This is a genomic window from Candidatus Laterigemmans baculatus (genome assembly GCF_010367455.1).
Classification (GTDB): domain Bacteria; phylum Planctomycetota; class Planctomycetia; order Pirellulales; family Pirellulaceae; genus Laterigemmans; species Laterigemmans baculatus.
Map to the genome: position 1 here is coordinate 16,257 of NZ_WRPR01000002.1, position 20,819 is coordinate 37,075.

General features: G+C 64.9%; 13 protein-coding genes and 1 other RNA gene. 8 read left to right on the forward strand and 6 right to left on the reverse strand.

Going from position 1 to position 20,819, the window contains the following annotated elements:
- Positions 1-42: 42 nt before the first annotated feature.
- On the reverse strand, positions 43-1,101 hold the full coding sequence (locus GNK13_RS00120) for a class I SAM-dependent methyltransferase (RefSeq protein WP_164100398.1): 1,059 nt from the start codon (positions 1,099-1,101) through the stop codon (positions 43-45).
- A gap of 397 nt (positions 1,102-1,498) precedes the next feature.
- On the opposite strand from GNK13_RS00120, the gene GNK13_RS00125 reads away from it, so the two are divergent.
- From GNK13_RS00125 to GNK13_RS00135, 3 genes are all read left to right on the forward strand, one after another.
- A complete protein-coding gene (locus GNK13_RS00125; protein ID WP_164100399.1) occupies positions 1,499-2,479 on the forward strand; it encodes a polysaccharide biosynthesis/export family protein in 981 nt (326 codons plus the stop codon).
- Positions 2,480-2,530: 51 nt separating this feature from the next.
- Positions 2,531-5,020, forward strand: coding sequence for a GumC family protein (locus GNK13_RS00130; protein ID WP_164100400.1), 2,490 nt, complete (start codon positions 2,531-2,533; stop codon positions 5,018-5,020).
- 135 nt (positions 5,021-5,155) lie between these two features.
- Positions 5,156-7,651 (forward strand): O-antigen ligase family protein, encoded by a 2,496-nt coding sequence (locus GNK13_RS00135; protein WP_164100401.1) that lies wholly within the window; start codon positions 5,156-5,158, stop codon positions 7,649-7,651.
- 47 nt (positions 7,652-7,698) lie between these two features.
- Here the strand turns inward: GNK13_RS00135 and GNK13_RS00140 are convergent, their stop codons facing one another.
- From GNK13_RS00140 to GNK13_RS00160, 5 genes are all read right to left on the reverse strand, one after another.
- On the reverse strand, positions 7,699-8,280 hold the full coding sequence (locus GNK13_RS00140; protein WP_164100402.1) for a hypothetical protein: 582 nt from the start codon (positions 8,278-8,280) through the stop codon (positions 7,699-7,701).
- 527 nt (positions 8,281-8,807) lie between these two features.
- Positions 8,808-9,554 (reverse strand): FkbM family methyltransferase, encoded by a 747-nt coding sequence (locus GNK13_RS00145; protein ID WP_164100403.1) that lies wholly within the window; start codon positions 9,552-9,554, stop codon positions 8,808-8,810.
- 199 nt (positions 9,555-9,753) lie between these two features.
- Positions 9,754-11,031 carry a glycosyltransferase family protein gene (locus tag GNK13_RS00150; RefSeq protein ID WP_164100404.1) on the reverse strand — a complete coding sequence of 426 codons (1,278 nt, stop codon included), beginning with the start codon at positions 11,029-11,031 and terminating at the stop codon, positions 9,754-9,756.
- Between the two features lie 215 nt (positions 11,032-11,246).
- Positions 11,247-12,914, reverse strand: coding sequence for a hypothetical protein (locus GNK13_RS00155; RefSeq protein WP_164100405.1), 1,668 nt, complete (start codon positions 12,912-12,914; stop codon positions 11,247-11,249).
- A 54-nt stretch (positions 12,915-12,968) separates the two neighbouring features.
- Positions 12,969-14,852: a polysaccharide biosynthesis protein gene (locus GNK13_RS00160; protein WP_164100406.1), complete on the reverse strand. Its 1,884-nt coding sequence runs from the start codon at positions 14,850-14,852 to the stop codon at positions 12,969-12,971.
- Positions 14,853-15,497: 645 nt separating this feature from the next.
- Between GNK13_RS00160 and GNK13_RS00165 the strand changes: the two genes are divergently transcribed.
- The 5 genes from GNK13_RS00165 to recR all read left to right on the forward strand — a co-directional run bounded on the left by GNK13_RS00165 (position 15,498) and on the right by recR (position 20,790).
- The gene (locus tag GNK13_RS00165) at positions 15,498-17,438 is read left to right on the forward strand and encodes a hypothetical protein (RefSeq protein WP_164100407.1); all 1,941 of its coding nucleotides are present in this window, start codon (positions 15,498-15,500) and stop codon (positions 17,436-17,438) included.
- Between the two features lie 115 nt (positions 17,439-17,553).
- Positions 17,554-17,648, forward strand: an RNA gene (gene ffs, locus GNK13_RS00170) — signal recognition particle sRNA small type.
- Positions 17,649-17,700: 52 nt separating this feature from the next.
- A complete protein-coding gene (gene dnaX / locus GNK13_RS00175; protein WP_164100408.1) occupies positions 17,701-19,659 on the forward strand; it encodes a DNA polymerase III subunit gamma/tau in 1,959 nt (652 codons plus the stop codon).
- A 188-nt stretch (positions 19,660-19,847) separates the two neighbouring features.
- Positions 19,848-20,183 carry a YbaB/EbfC family nucleoid-associated protein gene (locus GNK13_RS00180; RefSeq protein ID WP_164100409.1) on the forward strand — a complete coding sequence of 112 codons (336 nt, stop codon included), beginning with the start codon at positions 19,848-19,850 and terminating at the stop codon, positions 20,181-20,183.
- 7 nt (positions 20,184-20,190) lie between these two features.
- Positions 20,191-20,790, forward strand: a complete 600-nt coding sequence (gene recR, locus GNK13_RS00185; RefSeq protein WP_164100410.1) for a recombination mediator RecR — start codon at positions 20,191-20,193, stop codon at positions 20,788-20,790.
- Positions 20,791-20,819 lie beyond the last annotated feature (29 nt).

Here is a 20,819-nt window from a genome sequence, read left to right on the forward strand (position 1 = left end):
CTCGGCGTGGGCCGGGTGAGGAGCGATCTGGAGCAGGACGCCTTAGGCGGCGCGGGCGGCTGCCGCCGGTGCTTTCTTGCGGACCATCAGGATGATGTGATCGCGTTTCACCGCCTCGAAATCCCCGGCCTGCTCGAAGTAGCTCCAAAACGTTTCAGCGCTCACGTACCGCTGGAATTCGTGATTGCCATACTCGTCAAAAGTATTGCACCAGGTCGTTTTGAAGTCGGGCATCGAGGGCTGATAGATTGCCAACCGAGCGCCGCGAGCGACGTATTTGATCAGCGGCGTATGACCGAGCGTGCTGGTGATGCCGGTGAAAGCCAACAGTTGATAGCGATCCCACTTCGAGATGCGAGCGCGGACGCAGTCGGCCCAACGGCGGCGGATTTTTCCCAGCATCCGCGTCGATTTCGCATAATGCGTCGCCAGCATCAGGCCCTCGCTGCGGAGCACGCGAGCCAGTTCTCTGACCGTGGCGGCCGAGTCGCGGGTGTGCTGAATCACTCCTTCGCAGTAGACCATGTCGAGCTGGTCATCGGCCAAGGGAAGACGAGTGAGATCGCCTTGCACACCGAACCAGTGGGGATGATGGCGAAGCTTCCTCGCCGCGACATCGATCGCCCCGCTCAGGTCGATCGAGAGCACGTGTCCCCCCTGCTTGAGCAGCCACTGGGATTGATCTCCGGCGCCGGCCCCCGCATCGAGCGTGAACTGGCCGCTGATCTGTTCGAGTGGTAGCCCGTAGCGTTCGGCGACTCGCCAACGCAGGTCGGCTTCGGTCCGGGGCGTCGAGTTCCAACTCCACTGGAAGGCGAAGTGGTCGACCGTGGCTTCGCCCTGAAAATCTTCGCTTTCGGCGTGCGGCACTTGATGCCCCGAAGCGCGGAGCCAATCGGCGTGGCGGTGGGCCGATTCGGGAGTCAGCCGCGCGACTGAATCGACGATCGGCCAGGCCCAGCGTTGGTCGTCACGGACGAGGAACCCACAGATTGGGACCCCCGCAGGAGTCCGCGCCTGAACGATGGGGCGGAGGGGCGCGCCGTCGGTCGGATCACGCCATTGAATTCGATCGAACAGCGTCTGTTGTGCGACATCCATGTCCATACAACCGTGCGAAAGTGGAAGTGGTGAGGACTTTTCGAGAGGTGCAACGGGACCGCCAAGCGCGCAGGGGCGGCGCAGTTTGGAGACGAATCGTACCGGCACCTGTTCGTGGGGGGCAATCTCAAAACACCGCTCCCGAGAGCGGTTCCGATGGTTCCCTGCCCCGGTCCAACTATTGGTCTTTTCTCACCCCACTGGTGCGGATATGGTTTGCCGGTCAGATACCTCTCGGGAGAAGGCACGGATGCTTTCGAAATCTTTGCAAATCCTAGGCATGGGCCTTGCGCTTGTGAGTGCTGGGTGCGCCACGACCGCCCATACTGCGGCGAGGCTCCCGGCTCAGCTGCAAGCGCCTCCGGCGCAAAGCGCTCAGCGAGTGGATCTCTCGCAGATGGCCACCACGGCGGTCCGCTCCGACACGCTCCATCCCGGAGACGTGGTTCAGGTCAGCGTGGCGACCGGGATTGAAGTCCGAGGGGCGCTCGAATGGGACGTCCGGGTCGCCGACTCCGGCGAGCTGAATCTGCCCATCATCGGCCCGGTGCCGGTCGGGGGACTCACGACCACCGAAGCGGCCGAGCGGATCACTCAGGAAGCGATCGGGCGGGGCAAGTACGTGGCTCCCAAGATCACGGTGGTGATCGAGAAGCCCCGGACGTACCAGGTCCGAGTCGTCGGCGCGGTCAATGAACCGGATACCTACGAGCTGCCGGCCGCGCGAAGCGACCTGCTGATGGCCCTGACTCGAGCGCGGGGGCTCGCCGATGACGCTGCGATGACGGTCGAGATCCGACACCCAGACTCGCCAGAGTTGGCGCTCGGCGGGGGTGCGGAGTTCGCCGGCGGCGAGATGCTCGCAGGAGACGGAACCCTGGGAGGCGAGGAGTCGCTCGGGGGAGACGTCGCCCAGGCGAGTTTCCGCAGAGCCGCCGGGCGGTCCCGCCGCGTCCGCGTGGATCTCAACGAGGTGGGGGAGATGTCGGCCGAGGAGCTGCGGTTGTATGACGGCAGCGTGGTGATGGTCTCTCGCCGCAGTCCCCGCCGGGTGAACGTGCTCGGGCTGGTCCGCGAACCGTCGGCGGTGGAGATGCCCGACGGGGAGGATCTGTACCTGCTCGATGCGATCGCGGCGGCCAAAGGAACGACCAATGGTGTCGCCAATCAAGTCAGGATCACGCGTCGCGTCGAGGGCGAGCCGGAACCGGTCATCATCGAGGCGACCTTGCGCGACGCCCGCCGCGGCGGCCCCAGCAATATTCGGCTCGCCCCAGGCGACGTCGTGACGGTGGAGCAGACTCCCTTGACCGTCGCGGTCGATACGATCACCACCTTCTTCCGGGTCGGTTTCAGCGCCGCCCTCCCAGGACTGTAGAACGCGATGGAAGATCCAACGACATCGGCCCCAGCTCCGCTTTCGGCATCCATGAGTTTGGGTTCCGAAGCGGTGCATACTGCAGTCGGTTTGGCACGCGTCGTCTGGCAGCGACGCGTGGCCATGCTGGGCTGTCTGTTGGCCGCCGCTGCGCTCGGTGGGCTGTACTATCTGAGCGCCACGCCGATCTATCAGGCGACCGCACAGATGTTGGTCGAGCGCGTGGGAGAGAATCTGCTCGGGGCTTCCACCGCCGCAGAACTCGACAATCAAAGCCTGATCGCCAACCAGGAGGCGCTGCTCACCCAGCCGCTGGTGCTCGAGCGGGCCGCGGAGCGTCTCGCCGGGAGCTCCGAGGAGACGCAGATCGATATGCAGGGGGTGCCCCGCCATCGCTGGCCCGAGGTCCTGCGGAATAATTTGTCCGTCTCTTCGGTCAACCGCACGAATTTGATCGGATTGAATTATCGCTCCAAGGATCCCGAAGCGGCCGTCGTGGTTCTGCAGGCCGTGATGGATGCCTATCTCGACTTCGTCGAAGAGCACCACCAGAGCAACTCCCACAGCTTGCTGGCGACGTTGGAGCGGGTCCGCGGCGAAGTCGAAGAAAAGTTGGCTCAAGCTCAAGAACAATTGCTCGAGACTCGCCGCCGAGTGCGCAGCCTGGGGCTCGAGCAAGGTGGAGAAACGGTCCACCCGGCAGTCCAGCGGGTCATTCAGTTGAACGACCACTTGGTGGGAATTCAGGAGCAGCGGATCGAGTTGGAGGCGGCCCTGGCCGCGCTCCAGCAGGCGATCCTCGACGGGGGCGACCTCCGCGAGTACCTGACCCTGGTTCAGCCGGAGGTCGGGACCCAGATGATGAACAACGTCTTGGGGTTGGGAGCGACGCAGACCCAAACGGCCGCCGCCCTGGAGCGGCACTTGCTCGATATCCGGGCCCGCTTGGCCGGCATGCGCGAGCACTACGGCGAAACGCATCCGGAGCGTTTGCAGCTGGAGCGGGAAATCGTCCAAGCGGAGCAGTACTTGGAGGCCGTTCAGGCCGGCGGGAGCGGTCCGACCGGCCAGCTCCGCCGCGAGCAACTGGGCCCGATGCTGCTCTCCATGCTCAAGGAAAAACTCGCTAAGACGAGACTGTATGAGCGCGAGCTGGAACGTGAGTTGGCCGCCAGTGAGCAGGAGGCGGTCGAGTTGAGCGACGGGCTGAGCGAGCTGACGATCGCCCAGCGCGAGCTCGATCGGCACACCCGACTGCATGAGACGCTGTTGACCCAGATGGCCGGCTTGGACATCGGCCGGAACCGTGCCGGGTTGACCGTCAGCGTCACCGGAGAGCCGACCGCCAGCCCGACTCCCGTCTCGCCAAGACTCTCGCTGATCGCAGCGATGGTGCTGTTCGTTGGAGGCGGATTGGGGCTGGTCATCGCGTACGTCAGCGATCTGATGGACGATCGCTTTCGCAGTCCCGACGAGCTCGAGCGACAGCTGCGACTGCCGCTCCTGAGCGTCGTCCGCCGCATGGAGGCGGGCGAGCGAGAGGGGGCCGCTGCGGTGCTGGTCCACGCCCGGCCCAATGCGGTCGAGACCGAACCGTTCCGCACGCTCCGCACGAGTTTGTTGATCGCCGGCGGCGACGAGCGGAGGATTGGAATTACCAGTACGCAGCCGGGTGACGGGAAAACGACGGTGGCGAGCAATCTCGCCGCGTCGCTCGCACAGAGCGGACGGCGGGTGTTGGTGATCGACGGCGACTTGCGAAAACCGGGCTTGTCCAATCTCTTCAAAGTCCGCGATCGCGAGGGACTCAGTACGATCCTCTGCATGTCCGAGCCGATCGCTCAGGCGGCACCTCCCCGCGTCGTCGCCTCGGAGATTCCCGGCCTGTCTCTGATTCCCTGCGGTCCCAAGCCACTCGACCCGAGCGAATTGCTGGCCCGGATGCGGATGGCCGAATTGCTCGCCTGGGCCGAGCAGCACTTCGACATGGTGATCGTCGATTGTCCTCCCGCCCTGGTCGCCAGTGACGCGCTGATCGTCGGCCGCTTGGTCGACCAAATGATGCTGGTCGTGCGTCCCGATCAGAACCCGCGCCGGATGGTCATCCGAGCGATCGAGGCCCTGCGGTCGGTCCAAACGCCGCTCCGAGGGATCATTGCCAATAACGTTTCCAATCGCTCCGAGAACCACTACTACGGCTACGGTTACGGCCACTACGGCTACGGCGAAGACGAAGCCGAGCTGCAAGCGGTTCCGGCGGAAGAATTCGCCGTCGGCGTTCCTGGGATGCCCCACTCGCCCCTGCCCCACTCGCCCCTACCCAACTCGCCCCTACCCGGTGCCCCTTCCGTCGCTGGCCCCGGCCCGGGCGTTCCGGTGACGCCCCACGCGCCGGCAGCCCCAGCGTCCTTCTTCGCCCCTCCGGCTCCGCACTTCGAGCCTGCTCCGACGTCCGCGGATTCGTCGCCCGAGGAGCCGGCTCCGGAGAGGCGGACCCAGCCGCGACGGCGCCGCTCGCCCTCCTCCCAGACCGCCGCCTAAGCCCCTATGCCCGGCCTCCGTCTCCCATCGTCTCGGCGGCACGGTTCCGCCTTCCAGCGAGAGCAAGCGTGGAAATCCCGCGACTCAGGGGGATTCGACTCGCCCGTCGAGCGGAGGGGCAGCGGGATCCCGTTGGTGGCCTGGACGATTGGCCTGGCGCTGCTCACTGCGACGCTCCTGCTCGGGGGGCGTCATCCGGTCGGGCGGCTGGGGGTGGTCGTGGCGGTCGTGGCGGTAACGCTCGTCGTCGCCTTGGCGGCGCGGGGGAATCGCTGGCGGTTTTGCGGTGCCGAGTGGTTATTTCTGTTGGCGACACAACTCGTCACGCTGCAACTCGTGCCCCTGCCTGCAGGGCTGCTCGCACGAGTGCGGCCAGAGTTCGAACGACTCCTCCCCTCGCTCGCAACGCACGCCGACGGGCTCCGCACTTGGCAGCTGATCTCGGTCGCTCCGCAGCACACCCGCGAAGCGCTCGCGATGTGGCTCGCCTATGGGGCACTCTTCTTTGCCGTCCACCACTGGTTGGTCTATTCGCGAGCCGCCGGTCACTTGCTGCGGATCGTCGGCTGGTCCACCCTCGTCTTAGCCGCGGTGGGGCTGGCGCAGTACTTTTTCGACAACGGGCGGTTCCTGTGGCTCTATGACAATCCTTCGCGGCCTTCCGGCGGTGCGGTCATGGGGCCCTTTCAGAACCGCAACCACTTCGCCCACATGATGGCGTTGGGGATCGGGCCCTTGATCTACTTAGCCCTTGGCAATCCGCCCTTTGCGCAGAAGTGGGAGCGAGGGACGGCTGCGGCCGGTTTGGCCTTGGTCGGGCTGGCGAGCTTGCTGAGCTACTCGCGGGGTGGGATTGCGGTGGTGGCCCTGAGCGCGGTGCTCAGCGGCCTGCTGATGCCTCGCCCAGCGGGGCGAAAATGGATGGGGGGGATTCCCGCGGCGCTGATTTCCGCGGCGCTGATCATCGCATGGATCGGGGTGGCCCTCGCGATCAATGGTGGGGGGCGGGTTGTGGAGCGCCTCGGCACGCTCTCCTCGGGGTCGCTCGAGTCGATTTCGTCGCAGCGCTGGATGTTGTGGCAGGCGATGGGGCGAGCGATCGAGGCCAGCCCGCTGGTCGGCTACGGAGCCGCCAGCCACTCGGAGGTGTATCCGAGCTTTCTCGAGCAGGGGACGGAGAACCGTTATACCCATGGCGAGAGCGGCTACCTCCCGCTGCAACTCGAGAATGGCTTGCTCGGCAGTCTGCTGCTGTTGCTGCTGGTGGTGCTCGGTATCGGCTGGTTGCGGCGCGGCTGGCGGAGCGGTGGCGTGGCGGAAAGGCGGATCCTCGCGGCGATCGCGGGGCCGCTGGCCGCCAGTCTCGCCCACTCGACGATGGATTTCGTCTGGTACATCCCAGCTTGTTTGGCTACCACGCTCGTCCTGCTGGCCTGCGCGAGCAGCCTCTCGCGGCTCTCGGCTGAGGGCGAACGGCGGTCCTCCGAGAGCCCTGCCGAGGAATGTCCCGCTGGCGTTTGGAATTTCAGTTCGCTCGGCCGCGTGGGGCTGGGGTTTGCAGTCTTGGGGTGGTGCTTCATCACCCTTCTGCCCGCCGCGAAGGCCGCGTTCTACTGGGATGCCTACCGTCGCATCGTCCGGACCGAGTCCGACTCCGAGGTGGCGGCCGACAAGCTGGCCCATGCCCACTGGTTGCTGCAGCAGGCGGCCGTGCGGAATCCCGCCGACGGAGTCGTGCACACCCGATTGGCGCAGCTCAGCGTGGCGATGGCCGAAGCGAGTTCCGGTTCCGGTGCGCCGATCTCCTCGCTGGCTCTCTTGCAGGAGGCGTGGCTGCAGGGACGTCATGAGCAAGCGGCGGAGATTTGGCGGACGCTCCCGCTCGAGGCTCGGCAGCGATTGCTGGAGGCGGATGCTCACGTCGCTCGGGCGATCGCGGAAACGCCGCTTCAGGGGAGCGCGTACGTGACCGCCGCCGAGATCGCTTTCCTCGGCCACGATCGCTTGCCCGCGGCTGACGTTTTGCTCGAACACGCGCGGCGGTTGCGACCCCACAGCGGCTCCATCGCGCTCCGCAGCGGAGTGGTGCAGGCACGTGCGGGGGATGTCCAGGCCTGTATTGCCAGTTGGCGGTACGGGTTTCAGGCCGACCGCTCCGAACGCCACGCGACGCTGAAGCTGCTCAGCGATCGACTGCCAGCCGGCTTGCTAGTCACGCTCCTGCAGCCCGACCCCGAAGGCCTCCGCGACATCCGTTGGCACTTCGAATCGACCGGCAATACGACTGCGCTGCGAGCCTTGGCTCCCGATCTCACCGAGGGGATCGCCCGCGTGGCGAGAGCGCGGCAGGAAATCGACCGGCAACGCGAGGGACTTCTCGAAGCGAGTCGGTTCGCCGGCCAATACGGCCTCCCGGCTCGTGCCATCGAGCTTGCGGAAGAAGCGATCCGCATCGCTCCCGGACACTACGAGGCCCATCGTCTCCTGGTCGACCTGTATCGCCAACAGAATCGCATGGCAGAGGCCGAGGCCGAGGTCCAATGGTGCCTGCGGCGGCGGCGAGATCCTCAGTTGGAAGCGATCCAGACCGAACTGGTGCGACTGCGGCTCGCCTCTCGGCGGCCGGAATAGGAAATCCGCTAGTCGATGTGGCAGCGATGCTCTCGGCGGCTTCTTGCTCAAGCAGCATACCGCTGCGGGAGCAGAGCGGAATTGGCAACGCTGAGTCTCGCCCGTTGCTTGGGGAACTCGCTCACGAAGCGTCGATCATCGATCCCAAAGTAGGCTGCCAGATGTTCGGCCGAGTCCCAGAGGGTGTCATAAGTGATGAACCGCAGGCTTTCCGATGAAGCGGCTCGCCAGTTGGCCTTTTGGGCTTCGACTGCGGCGATGAAGGCCCGGCGCTGGCGGTCCCCCCTGGCGATCACACCGGTGAGGCAACCGAGCTTTGCCGCTTGGGCCTCGACCCAGCCACGCCGCCGAATGCTCCGGTAGATCACATCCGCATCGCCGCTGACAAACAGAATTCGCGTGCCGCCCAACGCACTCCAGTCCTGGGGCGGACGAGGCCAATGCTTGAGGCCATCTGAATCGCTGACGGCATTGACGGTAAGGAAGCGTGAGAGATGCTGGAGAAGTGCCGTGGTCGCCACCCCGCCCGGGGAGACGATCCAACCTTCGAGTCCCTTGACGGAAGGAGGGTCGGCGAATTGACGAATCATCGCTTTGACCATGAGCCGCAATCGGGGACGGTAAACCACGCTTCTCCCTCCATGATCTGAGCAGCCCGGGCAGGGTGAACCGGCGGTTCACCTCTGCGGACGCGAATCGAAATCAGCTGGCGAAGGTCACGAATCCGCTCGCCGCAAGGAGTCCCTTTGGAATAGCTGGTGGTAGCTAAACGAGGGGGTATGGCACCATCATTCGGGCCGCTCGAAGCTTTGGTTGAACCGCAGGAGTGCGTTTCATGCGGACCTCAGAAGAATCTCGTCGGCTTTTGCTCGTTCTACCGGTTCTTCGGCGCCAAGGGCGCTGGCTTTCGCGCCCGTCGGCACTTGGCTACCCGGAGCAACCCCGAGTGCCCGCTGGATCCGGGCGGCCAGAGTGGCCAGAAAAATCAGAGGAGTCCGAGAAGTCGCCGCGGGCGAGAATCCGCGGCGATTGGAGAAATGGCCGACGTCGACCGCTCCGGGTGAGGAGCGGTGTCGAGGGGCCTGTGGAGGCCGAGGGGCCTGTGGAGGCCGAGGAGATTGTGGAGGCCGAGGAGACTGTGGAGCAAAACAGCTTGTCAGGCGGCACCCAGCAGTTCTTGTTTCCGGCCCTGCTCGAGGAACAGGAAATTGTGGGTTCGGATTGTATCGATTCCGGTTTCCACAATCTTCTCTAATTCACTGCGAAGCACGATCCGGCACTCCGCGTCGACCGTCCAGGCCTCATACCCTTGGCTCCAAAAAATTTCGAAGGTCGAGAGTAGATTCGGATTGATCTCCAGTCCTACCGGGAGATGTTCGGTGACGGAGATTTCCACCATCCACAGCGGCTTGACGTCCCGCGCCACGAACGCAGCGGCTCCGGCGAGCATCATTTGCTCGGCCCCTTCGACATCGACGATCATGAGGCACTTTTGGTCCTGAAATCTTGCCCCGAGGACTTTGTCCAAGGTTGAGCACGGGACGAGCGTGCGGTACTCGCTCGACGTTCCCGCCCAACCCTTCATGAGGGAAGCTCCGGTGCCGCCACCATAGATTTCGATGACGCCGACTTGATCGCTGAGCGCCACGGGATAGATCTCGGCCCGCGATTCCCAGTGATTCGCCTTCACGTTTCGGCAGAGGTACCCCAGGTTGTGGGCGACGGGTTCGAAAGCGACGACGTACTTGCCCTGCTGGAGCGCCAGGCAGCAGTAATAGCCGATGTTCGCCCCGACATTGATGACCGTGTCGACGTGCGGGAGCAGGCTCTCGACGATATGCGTTTCTTCCTGCTCGAACCGGCCGCTCTCCATGGCCGCGTTGCCGGCAAGTTTGAAACCCAACGGCGTGTCCCGAGGCTCCATGTAAACGTGCCAACTATCCCGGACACTTCGGTAGCTGCTCGCGACCTTCGGGAAGCGTTCGACGACCGGTTTCAGAGTGCGTAAGAAGTGCGTTTTCATATGACAACCCGTCCGGGTATTTTTTGGGGGCGTTTGGTCAGCTTGTAAATGCCACGCCATCGTGGCAGTCGTCTTCGATCTAAGCAGCCGCGGGAGTCAACTCGGAACTGTGCTGCGAAGATGGCATTGTTTTCGCAGACGCCATCACGCCGAGCGTGCGACAGATGGTTTCGTAGCGGTGCAGCCAGCGATGTTCGCGGAGGCATCGGACGCGGGCGCGGGCAGCGATTGCCTCGGCTTCTTCGGGATTGCGGAGGTAGTGGCGAACCAGATCGACGAGCTCTTCACGGCTGTGATAGCACGCGATCTCGCGGCCGATCTCAAAATGATCCGCCAGGTCCGCGTTGTAGGTCGTGAGGTAGAGGCCGCCTCCGGTGCCGGGGACTTCGAAATCTCGCCCCTTGAGGTTGGTCAGCATCTCGGAATAGAGAATTCCCCCCGCGCCGAGATTGATTTGGCTGCGATTGATCAAACGCACCAGTTCCCTGCCGCTCAGCGAGTCGCTGCCCCAGCCATGGCCGAAGACCTGAAGCGGGATATTGCAGCGGCGGAGATCGCGAATCAGGGACCGGCGGAACCCATACGCACCGCCGACAAAGCTGACCGGGATGTCTTTCTTGACCGACATCGGGCGGAAGAACTCGGCATCGAACCCTTCCGCTTGGTAGATCGGTCGGCCACCCTCGCAGAGATACCATTCGCAGGCCACGCGAGCGCTGGTCCAGCTCAGGTCGAAGGCGGGAGCGAGGTCGATCTGCCCAAACCGCCAGCCGTCCATTCCGGGAGCTTCCCAGGACTGTTTGTCGTCGAGGCACATATTGACCACCGGGACGCCGATCTGTTGGGTGATCTCCTCGATCAACTCCGGCGTCACCTCGAGTCCGCTGGCGTAGACGAACACCCAGTCGACGGGATCCTCGGCATGGACTCGCGCGAGCGTCTCGATAAATTCGCGGTGCATGCTCCGACGACGGCGGACCGCCGAGGCGTCCCGTTTGCGAAACTCCTCCGGTGTATAGCCCCGCGCGGCATAGTCGTACTCGCTGACTCGCCCCAGTGCCTGAAGGTCGGGATAGAGCGCGGAGTGCCAGCCAAGTCGCGGAATAAAAGCAAAGGTATGGATCTCGCCGCTGGCCTTTGCGGTCGGCTGATAACCGCGGCCCGCAAGTCGCCGCTGCACGTCCTTGGCAGTCGACAGGGGGTCGTACCGCAAGCCGGCTGCTTCGGCGCGACGTGCATACTCCGCCTGCCGCTGGCGGAACGACCGGTGCAATTGTTGGCGCCGGTAATAACTCCACCCGGCGTCGATCCAAGGCTGGTGCCCAGCCCATTGCTTTACCGCGTCAGGCAGCAACACGATAAGCCTCCTCCGTTTGAACGGCGATCCCCACTCCAGCGAGTGTCGCCATGGAGGCCGAGGATCGCTGGATGCATGTTGTGATTGAAACCAAGAACTTTTCACCCGATGCGGTCGAAGCCGGCGACCGCTTCCGAGCCGGTTGAGCCGCCGTTGCGTGTATCCCGAATTTCCCCACTTCGAAGCAAGATCGGTTTCCCCGTCGGGGCGATGGCTCAGCGAATCGTGGCCGGTTCTCCGCCCGGCTGGGGGCGGGAGGCGATTTGCGGATTGGCTACATCGGAGCCAGGGATTTCAAAGACGACGGCTTCATCGATCGACTGGCAGATATCGTTGATGATCAGACCGTCGCTGCGCCGCAAGCGGATCGTTTCGATCGGTTCCTGCCAGTCAAAGACGGGGCGGTCGCCGTTCCGGCCGGTCCAGATGTGTTGCGGAGCTTGAGGGATATAGTCCATCACCAGCGAGGACGGCGGCCCCGCCGCGATATAATTTTTCAAAAGTCGCTTGAAGTCATCGCGGCGTTCCGGTTCGAGCTGAGTCACGCCGTGCTGGTCGAGGAGTGTCTGGTACTGTTCGAAGTTGGAGATCTGCTGGACGTCGAGACAGAGTTGCAAGTCGACAACACCGCCGAGGCCCGCCGTCAAATGGGGGCGTGGATCGGCGAAGAACAGCATTCCCTGCGCAAAGGAGATATCGAACGGCGCCAAGCGATACGGAGGAACTTGGTAGGTGGTTCCGCTGGTCCCCACGAATTCGATGCTATATCGCGGTGTCAAGGGTGTGTCGTACCAAGCGAGGTTGGCGGGTGCTTTATAGATTGGCATGAGGGCCAGCATCGCAAAGGCAGCCAACGCACCGGTGGGGAGCGAAAAACACTGCAACTTTGTTTGCTCGTTCATCCGCCACAAGTAAGCGGCCATGGTTAAGTCGATCGCAATCCATTTCCAGAAGAAAATGCCGGCGGAAACAAAGATCCCCAGGTGCAATGCCGTGCAGGCAAAAAGTAAGATGATCGCGGATCGCCGCCGAACGGCAAGTAAAATGACTCCCAACTCAGTGACGATCGTGGCGACCGTCATCGGGACTGCGCCTGCGGCCATGAAGCGGTAGAGACGGGCCTGCATGTCCTCGCTCAGCCAGCCGAGCCAGCCATTTTGGTATACCGCATGGGGGAATAGAAACGCCGGCTGTTCCCAGGCCACCCAGTTGATCACGAGTTTGCCGAGCCCGGGCTTGAGGTAGAAGGTTCCGATGACGACGAGCGTCGCTAGCAGAAAGTCCTGGGGGCGTAAGCGGATTCTTGCGATCTTCAAAACCGGGGGAACCATCGCAAGCGTAAGTAGCTCAAAGCCGAGTTGCTTGTCGATGTTGGCATTGGTCAAGGGAACCTCAAACTGTCCCATGATCAAGTACAACTGCGTGATCAGCAGCGGCAGAAAGCAAGGGTGGGCGACTGAGCCGACGAGAAAGATCACGGCCAGGAGACGGTCCGTCGCGTGAAATTGTTCGACGTAGAAGTTGGGGTCATACGTAGTCATCGCCCACGCTAGAGGAACCCCACTTGAAAGGATCAAGATCTGGGGAAGCCTGCCGATTTCAAGCACGCTCCACGCCACCGATTTTGCGTATCCGGCGAGCACGACGGCGAGGGCGATGGCGGCGAGGATGGGCGGTTCCGTGATCGCTCCCCATGCCATTACCGATTGCCAGTAGACGTCCGGCGGCATCGCTCGATAGGCCATTTCCGGAAGGATGCGGAGCAGTAATAAGCCGCTCAGCAGCCAGGTGAGCGCGAGAGCGGCCTGATACCATTCGCCTCGTCGCTGATAGAGAGTCTCATCGAACCAATTTACGAGTCGGACCTGCAAGGCGTTGATCATTACGCGATGTTCGGTGTCAAGTAGCGGAAGAACATGGTGAGAACGCGGCGTGGGTTAGGCTGCCAGTCGGCGGTTTGAGGGGGAGAAGGCCCGCGCGGCGGCAGGCGTCGGAGACGGTTCAGCGACTTGCGAATCGTCTTGAAAGGCAAAGCTCGGGACGATCCGTTTGAGCTCGCAGCGGATGGTCGTGGGATCCGCTCCACCGACCGCGAGCAGTGAGGCGATCTGTCTGGCGACCGTCTGGCGAGAAACGCGGACGCTGTTGGCCATGAGGATTTTGGGGTGGATCGTCTCGCTGTGAGTTTCATCCTCCGCGTACAGTTCCTCGTAGAGCTTTTCTCCCGGCCGCAGCCCGGAGATCTGGATCTCGATGTCGTGGCCGAGCCGCAGTCCCGAGAGCCGGATCATGTCTTCGGCCAGATCCATGATGCGAACCGGCTCACCCATGTCGAGGACGAAGATCTCGCCCCCCTGCCCCAGGGCGCTCGCCTGGATCACCAGTTGGCTCGCTTCGGGGATCGTCATGAAGAATCGTGTCATCCGTTGGTCGGTGACGGTCAGCGGACCGCCGCGGGCGATCTGCTCTCGGAAGACCGGGATCACGCTCCCGGCGGAGCCGAGCACGTTTCCGAAGCGGACGGTGACGAACCGGCAACGCGAGCGTTCGGCGAGGCTCTGGACGTACAGTTCGGCGACCCGCTTGCAGCAGCCCATCACGCTCGTCGGATTGACCGCTTTGTCGGTGCTGATCATCACGAACGTCTGGACCCCGTACTGGTCGGCGAGATCCGCCAACAGCCGCGTGGCGCCGACGATGTTTTTCACGCCCTCGCCAGGATGCTGTTCCATTAGCGGAACGTGTTTGTAGGCGGCCGCATGGAAGACGAGCTCGGGGCGAGCGGCCTGCATCAGCGACTCCATCCGCGCTTTGTCGGTGACGTCGGCGATTGCGATCTCGGCTTGGCCCCGGGCGATCGCATCGCGAAGCTCCAGACCGAGGTGGAATTGCCCGTTCTCGCTGCGGTCGACCAGCGTGATGTGGGCTGGATCGAACGCGAGTAGCTGGCGGACCAGTTCCGAACCGATCGAACCGCAGCTGCCGGTGACCAACAGCCGGCGACCAGCGATCCACTGCAGCAATCCCGATTGATCGATCGCCACGGTCTCGCGGCCGAGCAGGTCTTCGATCGCCACCTCGCGAGGGCGGAAGTCGACTTGCCCGCTGACGATCTTGGCGACGTCCGGCAGCACGCGGACCGCAACGCCGACTGCTTCGCAAGCCGCCATGATCGCCCGCACGCGGGCTCCCGGAAGGTCGCCGCTGCCGAGCAGCACCATTTTGGTTCCCGTCCGCAAAGCGATCTCGGCGGCCTCGTCGAGTCCGCCGACGACCGGAACTCCCGAGATCTCGCGATGCAGCAGCCGATCACGGTCGGTCAGCAAGCCCGTCGGTCGATAGCCCTCGCGGTTGGCCAGCCGCAAGGAACGCAACATCAGTTCGACGCTGGTCGTTCCGCCGGCGATCAGCACCGGAACGGCATCGCTCTTGTCCCGCGGCGCCTCGCGACGCTCCCGGCAAATCCGCCGCAGCGAAAGCAGGCCGCCGACGAGCAACGCGGTCAGGCAGGAATCGATCAGGATCACGCCGCGGGGAATCGTGCTGCCGGGCGTCAGCAGCGTGTCGATGGCGGTGATCGTGGCGATCATCGCGGTGGCCGCGAGGGTCGCCTTGAGCAAGCGAACGCCATCGGAGAGGGAGACGAACGCGTGGCAGCTGAGCGTGATCCGCCCGAGCAGGAAGGTGGCCGTCTTCACTCCCACGACCCACGGCAGCGTCATCAGCAGTTGGCGCTGGAACTCGGGGAGCAGCACCCCGTCGAACCGCAGCAGATAGGCCCCGACCAGCGACAGCACCAAGGTCGGAACCAACCACAACATTGGCCGCAGTCGCGTCGCCACCTGACGCCAAGAAGGACGTCGCCAAAGCTTGGGCAGTAAGATTGAGGCAGGATTCACGGTGTCGCTCTGTTTCCGTCGGATCGATCGAAACGCTCGGGTTCGCATCGCTCCCGTCCGTGGGAGACCGTTAGTCAGCGGCTTGTAACAGAACGCCGCGCCGTTTCCCAAGAGAGGTTTTACACCTCCAGCGGTGGTGACTCCCCCACCCCTGCGGGGCGCGGCTAGCGGCGGAGAACAGGTTCGACTTCCGCGGGATCGCCCCCCGCGATATACATAAGGCTAAATAAACCGCGCAAATCCCATCGTTCGCCCCCCCACCTTCAGCCCCTTGAGACCCATCCCTGGGCCTCCTCAACGGGTCCGGTCCGCGGGAAAGGCTTGAGATGGGCAAGTTTCTTTTATGATCGATCGAGCCGATTTCCCCGGCTCCCAACTCTGACACTGAGATAGCAAGCAAGCATGAGTGACCATTGGAAGACCCTGGCGCGTTTGCTGGGCGCCCCAGGGGCCGCCGATCCCCCCAAGCCAAAGCCCAAGTCCTCACCGACAGCTTCCAAACCGGCCGACTCGAAGCCAGCCGAATCGAAGCCAGCCGAAGCGAAATCGACCCCAGCGGAGCCCGCCGTGAGCGGCGGTCCCACGCCGAAAGCCGAGCGGCCTTCGCCCGCCGGAGAAGCCAAGCCCGCGTTCGGCGGAGCAAAATCGAGCGAGACTTTGCCTCCGTCGCTCCCCGGTTTCGGTCCGGCAGCTGCTGCGGAGCCAACGGCTGCTGCTGCTGAGTCGGCAGCCGCCGCTGAACCAGCCAACGAGGATGCGGACGACATTTTCAGCGGGTTTGGCAAACCGCGAGGGACGCAGCGGAGCGAATCGCCACGCGGCGAAACGCGGCAGTCCACCACGCCCGCCCGCTCCTCGCGGCAAGAGTCAGGCCGCACCGAATCTCGGACTTCGGCCGACAAGCCGACCCCGGCCGACAAAGTGTTTAGCGAGCCGATCCGCAGCGAAGGACCTTCCTCCTGGGACGAACTGGTCGACCGCCTGGGGATCCCCGCTGCTCCGTCCCCCCAGCCCCGGCTGAGCGACAGCGAGCCGCTGGAAAAGCCGGCTCCCCAAGCACGTGAAGAGCGGGCACCCAGCGAGCGGGTACCGAGCGAGCGGGCAACTGACCAGCGGGAGCAGCGCTCCACGTCCTCCCGTTCCAAGCCGGCCGGCGGTGGGTTCGGGGTTGGCCTGGGGATCGAGCCGGAAGCCGAGCCGGCTGGTGCTGAAGAACCAGCCGCACGGCAGCAAGAGTCGGGCGCACGGCAGCAAGAGTCGGGCGCACGGCAGCAAGAGTCGGGTGAGGAGCCGCAGGCGACCGCGCCGGTCGATCGCGATCCGCTCGCCGAACTCGGTGGAGCCGGGTGGGGAACGCCCCGTCGGGGACGCACCGATGCGGGGCGGCGAGCTGAGCCGGAAGCTCGCGAGGAACGTCCGAGCCGGAGTCGCGAGTCGCGGGGCGGTGGCCGCGAGGAAGCGGCCGAGCCGGTTCGCAGCGAAGAGCGGACAGAGAGTCGTCCCGAAAGCCGGTCGGAGGGCCGCCCCGAAGGCCGATCCGAAGGCCGCCGAGGGGGACGTGGCCGCGAAGAGCGTGAGTCCGAGGAGTCGCGGGGCGAGGAATCGTCCGCTCGTCCGTCGCGTCGCGGACGTCGCCGCGGGCAGCGGCAGCGGATGTCGGGCGATGAGGTCGGCTGGGACGAAGAACGCTCTGCCTCGTTCGGTCGCGAGCGGGAACGCGGCGGTTTGGAGGATGAAGAGGAACCGGTGGTCGGCTTCGTTGACGACGAGGACGATGAGGAATTTGGAGTTCTCCCGGCAGTCGACGAAGAGTCGTCCGCCGCGGGAGGTACCGACGAGGAAGAGTCGCAGCCCCGTCGCCGCCGTCGCCGAGGGCGTCGCCGCCGCGGCGGTAGCAGCGAAGCGACTGGCGAGCCGACGGCCCGGGGTGGGCGCGAAGGGGAGCCGGCCGATGGTGCCGCCGCGGAAGATCGCCGGGCGGCGGGTGCCGACGAGCGGGCCGGTGGTCGGGCTGCGGGTGGTCGGGCTGCGGGTGGTCGGACTGAGGGTGGTCGGACTGAGGGTGGTCGGACTGCGGGGGGTCGGGCTGCCGGTGGTCGGGCTGCGGGTGAGGCCGCTGGACGGGCGACCGGTCGGGCGATCGACTCGGAATTCGATGACGATCACGAGGACGACGACGAGGCCGTCGTGCTGCGGCGTTCGCGCCGCGGGCGGCGTCGTCGTGGAGCCCCGGTCTCCGAGGGCAGCCGGGTGACCGAAGCCGATCGGGGAGCCGAGGCTGATGCAGGAGCCGAGGATGACCTCGGGGCCGGTGAAGACACGCCCCGGAGCAGCAACTACGGGCTGGAGAGCGACGGCGAGGAAGAGGCGGTCCTGCAGAACACGCAGCGGAACATCCCGACCTGGACCGATGCCGTGGCCCTGTTGGTCAACCCGAACCTGGAGTCGCGGAAGCGCGATCCGCAGCGGGGAGGCGGCGGGCGAAGCCGAGGCCGCCGCCGCGACTGAGCGCCGCCGCGACTGAGCGGCGCCGCAGCGGTGAAATGAATGCAACCGCGGGTTGCCGATTGGCCCCGCGTGCGGGTACAACGGTGCAGCGGGCCGGCGGCGAGAACTGCCGGGCAGTGGCGGCCCTTGCGATTGGGAACCATGAACTTGGTCAGGCCTTAACTGGAGCAGCCATAAGTGGGGTACCTTTGTGTGAGGGCCGCCGCTCCCCGGCAGTCGTTCTTCTTCTTCGGTGGCACGTTCTTCCTCCGCTGCGTTTGGTATGTCTGAGAGCGTCGCGCAATCGTCCGACCGCTATGTCGTCGTCGCGCGGCGTTACCGGCCTCGCGGCTTTGAGCAACTGGTTGGCCAGGAGCACGTCGCCCGGGCGCTGAAGAACGCGATCGAGACCGGGCGGGTCGGGCACGCCTACCTGTTCACCGGGGCTCGCGGGGTCGGCAAGACCAGCACCGCGCGGATCTTCGCCAAAGCGCTCAACGCGCCCGAGGGGCCCACGGCGACTCCTGACGACAGCAGCGACATCTGCCAGGCGATCGACGCCGGGGAAGACATCGACGTGCTGGAGATCGACGGAGCGAGCAACCGCGGGATCGACGAGATCCGCCAGCTTCGCTCGGGGGTCGGGGTTCGTCCGAGCCGAGCGCGGTACAAGATCTACATCATCGACGAAGTCCACATGCTCACCCAAGCGGCCTTCAACGCCCTGTTGAAGACGCTCGAGGAGCCTCCGGAGCACGTCAAATTCATCTTCTGCACGACCGATCCGGAAAAGATCCCGATCACCGTGCTCAGCCGTTGCCAGCGTTTTGACTTCGCTCCGGTGCGGGTCGATGAGATCGCCGGCCGACTGCGAGAGATCGTCGACGCCGAGCGGGCCGAGGCGGACGACGAAGCGTTGCGGTTGTTGGCGCGCCGCGCCGCTGGATCGATGCGCGACAGCCAGTCGCTGCTCGAACAGGTCCTCAGCTTCAGCAGTGGTCGGCTGACCGTCGAGAGCGTGCATTCGATGCTCGGCACGGCCGACGACGCGCGGATGGTCGAGTTGGCCGAAGCGCTCGGCAACCGCGACAGCCGCAAGGCGCTCGACGTGATCGACGCGGCCGTGCTGGGAGGCGTCGACGCGGGGCAGTTGGCCGAACAACTGCTTGGCTTTTTTCGCGACATGATGACCGCCGCGGTCGGTTGCGACGCCGAGATGCTGCGGTTTACCAGCTCGGCGATGCACCCCCAGCTGAAGGAGCAAGGGCAGCAGGTGGGGCTGCAGACGATCCTGGGGATCGTCGCCCTGCTCGACCAGACCCTGGTCCGGATCCGCCAGAGCGTCCACGGTCAAGTGTTGCTCGAAGCGGCTGTGGTGCAGATCTGCACCCTCCCGGACCTCGACGCGATCACCCGGCTCGCGGCCGCTCTGTCCGGGGCGGGGGGCAATGGAGCGGCCGGGGGCGAAAAAAAAAACGCTAGTCGGCCCGCCGCCGCGGTAGCCGCTCCCCAAGCGGTTCAGGCTGCAGCGCGTGCTCCAGCTCCCGGAGGCACGCCGCTCGCGGAACAGCCTGCGGCCCCCTCCCCTGCTCAGGCCCCCGCCCCTGCTCAGGCCCCCTCCCCTGCTGAGGCCCCCTCGGCTGCAGCTCAGTCCCCTGGCGCTGTTCGGAGTGCCTCCGCTGCCTCCGCTGCCTCCGCTGGCGCTGCTCAGGTCTCGGCACCGGTCGGCACAGGTGGGCCGTCGCGACCGCAGCTGGCGGCCGCGAGCGGGGGGAGAGAGGGCGGGGCGCCGGTTGCTGCGGGGGGCGAATCGCAGGATTTGGTCGTGCCGCTCGAGCGGCCTTGGGACAAGCCGACGGCCGAGCGGGTGTGGCAAGCCGCGTTGGCAGCAATGGATGGGATGACGGCCGATTTTGCTCGCCAAGCCGCTGCTGTTGAGCCGCAGGGGAAGCATCGTCTGCGTCTCATGTTTCCTGCCGACCGCGAGCTGGCCCGCCGAGCCTGCGAGAAGCCCGAGCGAAAAACGCAGCTCGAAGCGGCGATCCGGTCTGTTTCGGCACGCGACGTGCAGATAGACTGCGATTTGTGTTCCACCACGGCCGCGCCCCCCAAGCCGGCCAAGGCCTCAGCCGCAGTCAACCGGCGTCAGCTGATGCGGGAGGCCGAGGGGCACCCGCTGGTGCAGGAACTGATCGAGCTGTTCGAAGCGGAAATCGTGCGGGTCGATCAGCTCTCTGGGTAGCGCGAGCTGCCGTATGCGGGCGGGCCGTGCGCGGGCTGCTGTGCGGGGGCTGCTGTGCGCGGGCGGGCCATGTGCGCGGATCAAGGTTCGGGCTTATCAGGCAACCTGCGGATCGCACTCTCGGCTCGCACTCGACCGAGATCTCATTCACTTAGAGCGGGAAAGTTATGTTCAAGGGATTGGCTGGAATGGCCTCGATGATGGGCAACCTGCAGCAGGTGCCCCGCAAGTTGGAAGCGATCAATGAGCGGTTGCGGAGCGAGCGGGTGGTTGGGGAGGCAGACGAGGGGCGGGTGGTCGTCGAGATGAACGGGCTGGGGGAGCTGCAGGCGATTACGATCGCCCCGGCGCTGGTGGCGGGGGGAGATCCGGTGCCGGCTCAGCAGCCGATTTGCGAGGCGGTCAACGAAGCGAATTTGCGGGCTAAGAAGCTCTATGGGGAGGCGATCCACGAGATGGCCAAGGATTTAAATATGAATATTCCCGGGATCGAGTCGCTGCTCACGCGGCTGACGGGGGGCTGAACGGTTCATGGCGGAATGGTCCCACAGCGTGGGTGAGCTGGTCGATCAGCTGGGTCGGCTACCGGGCATCGGGCGGAAGACGGCGGAGCGACTCGCTTACCACCTGTTACGCGTCCCCCAGGCCGAGGCGCTTGCGCTGAGCGAATCGATCCGTCGCGTTCGGGAGAACGTGAGGTACTGCGAAACATGCTTCAATTTATCGGAGGGGCCGCGATGTTCGATTTGCGCGGACCCCCGGCGCGATGCGACGCGGCTGTGCGTGGTCGAGCAGCCCCGCGACTTGATGTCGCTCGAGCAGGCGGGAGCTTACCGCGGGCTGTACCACGTGTTGCTCGGTCGCATCGCCCCGCTCGACGGAATCGGTCCTGATCAACTGACCATCGACCATCTCGTCGACCGCGTCCGCAGCGGCAGTTTTCGGGAAATCATTATGGCGACGAATCCGACGGTCGAAGGGGATGGGACTTCGCTCTACATCTCGAATTTGCTGTCGGAGTACGCGCTCGAGGTGACCCGGCTGGCCCGAGGAATCACCGCCGGAAGCGTGCTCGAGTACGCGAACCGAGAGATTTTGGCGGACGCGCTGAACGGGCGCCAGAAGTTTTAATCGCAACCTAACCTGCTACGGAGACGGAT